The following is a 2,493-nucleotide window of genomic DNA, read 5'->3' as shown; positions in this document are numbered from 1 at the left end:
CGATCGCCATCGGCTTTTCGACCATCACGTGGCAGCCGGCCTCCAGAGCGGCCAGCGTGTGCTCGTGGTGCAGATGGTGCGGGCTGGCCACAATCACCGCGTCGAGCGGTTCGGAGGCCAGCATCCCGGCGGCGTCCGCGTACAGGTGCACGGACGGGTCGAGCCCTTCGGCCCACAGTTGCTCGATGTTCGGATCGGCGCAGACGGTCAGGGCAAAGTCAGCCGATCGGCCAAGACTCGCCGCGTGCGCCTTGCCGATCGCCCCGAAGCCGATGATTGCCGTCCGTATCGTCTTATTCATAGCTGCTTGTTTCCGGCGCCATCGTACAGAATTCGCACCGGTAGTGCCAGCGGAGGGTGCGCCGAAACGCTGTCGGCGCACCGCGGCGGGAAGGCAGGCAACCTGAGTCCTCCGAATGCACCAGCCTTACTGGAGGTACTCGACGTATCCGCGGTAGAGCTTGTCGGTATCGGGATGGCCGATGTCCACCAGCGGCGTCCTGCGGTTCATGATCCCCTGATACTGATAGCAGATCAGCTTCTCGACCAACGGGGCCTGAATCTCGATCTGCTGACGGACCCGTTCGATCGGGCCCGGCACGCAGCAGGCCCGCCCGTCCGGCGTCGGCTCCAGGTCGAAAACCTCGCAGTTGGACCAGAGCGTCACGCCGACGCTCTCGATCCGCGAGCGGAACCGCTCCAGTTCGCGGGCGTTGCCGCGGACCAGGTCCAGGGCCTCATTGACGTCCCGGCGCCGCCCGCCGTAGTCCTGCGGGGCCAGGATGTTAATGCCCATCGGCTCCAACTGGCCGGGCAACTTCTGCGGATCGGAATGCTCGCCCAGACTGCCGGGCGAAGCGAGAATGGGCACCTCGCCGATCGCCGGCCGCAGGTACTCGCCCATTAGCTTTTCGTACAGCTCGACCTGGTAATCGTGAAAGTCGATCTCGTAGGACATGTACAGCCCGGCAAAGCTCGGCCGATCGCCGTAGCGGTCCACCAGCGCCTCCGCCAGGGCTTGGTTCCAGGTGAACCACTCCTCGATCCACGGCGGCTTCATGTCGGCGTAATCCCGCACCTGGCTGCACCGCCCGCGAAAGCCGACGCCGTAGAACATCTTCATGCCCAACTTGTCAGCCTCATCCACGCACGCGCCCAGCGGGTCGTCGCAGCCCATCAGCAGCGGCCGGCCGACCGTCTTCTCATAACCGGGAAACAGCGGCCGGCCCCACAGCGCCGTCGCTCCGCAGATCGCGGTGTCGATCCCGATTTCGTGCATATCGCGAATCAAAGCCCGCCAGCTCTCATCCTGCCAGAACCGGCACCGGTCGGTCCACCACATCGCGTCCCAGAGGTTCACGTGATGAATATCGAAGAAGCTGCCGGTGATCCTGTTTTCGGCCACGTTGGGTCTCCTGTGTCTGCCCTGTCACATCTACGCGTAGATCAGTTCGGCGATCTCGTCGCCGGTCAACCGCACCGTCTTGGCGTCGAGGCGGGTGGCCTGCGGGTTGCCGGCGTAGGCGTCGCCGACTTCCGAATGGAAGAAGCGTTTTTCCAGCACGAAGGGCCCCTTCCAGACCACCGGCTCGATCGGCTGATCGCGGTGCTTGCGGATCGCCTCGCGCACACCCTCGCGAATGACGCGATGCGCCTCAGCCGGAGCGAGCGAGATCGCGCTGAACCGGCTGAGCCCGCGTTTGACCGACACGGCGGTAACCGCCGGGATCAACTCCCGCGCCTCGCGGCACGCCGCCTCGTCGCCGCTCAGGAAGATCATCGGAATCCCCATCGCTCCGCAGTGCAGCGCGAACTGGGCGATCTCGCCGATCGGCGTCCCGTTAAGTTTGTAGTATTCGACGGTCCGGCTGTTCTGGGTGTGGTTGAGCACGCCGTCGCGGGTGCCGGCCATCGCGTGCTGGCCGATCATCATGGCCACGTCGTACTCGTTGACCACCGCGTTTCGCCACTCGCGAGGCGAGGTCGGCCGGCCGTGCAGGAGCGTGGCCTTCGGATGCAGGTCCTCATAGCTGATCGCGCCGGGCCCGTGGCCGTCCAGGATCAGCGCGTCGGTCACGCCTTCCTCGAACATGCCTTCAACGGCCGCGTTGACCTCCGCGGTCAGCCAGCGCTTGGCCTGCTCGTAGTATTTGCCGGTGGCCACGCACTGCTCATCGGTGCTGACGATTCCCGCCACGCCTTCCAAGTCCGTGCACACATAGACCTTCATCGTCGTCTCCTCGCTGCGGGTTATCCACGGCTGAACGTCCATCGATCCGGCAAACGCAAGCCGTCAACGCAGATACGCAGCTTCCACCTTCACCAGGGCGTCGATTATACCTTGTGTCTCCCGGGGGCCATAGTTTTCGTGCATCGAGATGTTGAAATGCCGCTCGGCGGCGGCGATGGCGTTTTCGATCTTGACCCGGGGCTCCGGGCCGCCTCGATAGTCTGAGCAATTCCACGGAAAACCGCTGGTCCCGAACGTCGCCT

General features: G+C 64.7%; 4 protein-coding genes. All 4 read right to left on the bottom strand.

Going from position 1 to position 2,493, the window contains the following annotated elements:
• On the bottom strand, nucleotides 1-301 hold a 301-nt coding region (locus GXY33_02730; GenBank protein ID NLX04040.1), incomplete at its 3' end, for a Gfo/Idh/MocA family oxidoreductase.
• Nucleotides 302-427: 126 nt separating this feature from the next.
• Nucleotides 428-1,405: a DUF4434 domain-containing protein gene (locus GXY33_02725; protein ID NLX04039.1), complete on the bottom strand. Its 978-nt coding sequence runs from the start codon at nucleotides 1,403-1,405 to the stop codon at nucleotides 428-430.
• Nucleotides 1,406-1,435: 30 nt separating this feature from the next.
• A complete protein-coding gene (locus tag GXY33_02720; protein ID NLX04038.1) occupies nucleotides 1,436-2,230 on the bottom strand; it encodes a M55 family metallopeptidase in 795 nt (264 codons plus the stop codon).
• A 63-nt stretch (nucleotides 2,231-2,293) separates the two neighbouring features.
• On the bottom strand, nucleotides 2,294-2,493 hold a 200-nt coding region (locus GXY33_02715), incomplete at its 5' end, for a hypothetical protein (GenBank protein ID NLX04037.1).

The sequence above is a fragment of the Phycisphaerae bacterium genome (genome assembly GCA_012729815.1).
GTDB lineage: Bacteria > Planctomycetota > Phycisphaerae > JAAYCJ01 > JAAYCJ01 > JAAYCJ01.
The sequence above is the reverse complement of the archived record's forward strand: the minus strand, read 5'-3'. Positions and strand labels throughout refer to the sequence as shown.

What these genes read in the sequence shown, in the direction of transcription:
- GXY33_02720 (NLX04038.1), bottom strand. Translation starts at nt 2,230, where the DNA reads ATGAAGGTCTATGTGTGCACGGACTTGGAAGGCGTGGCGGGAATCGTC.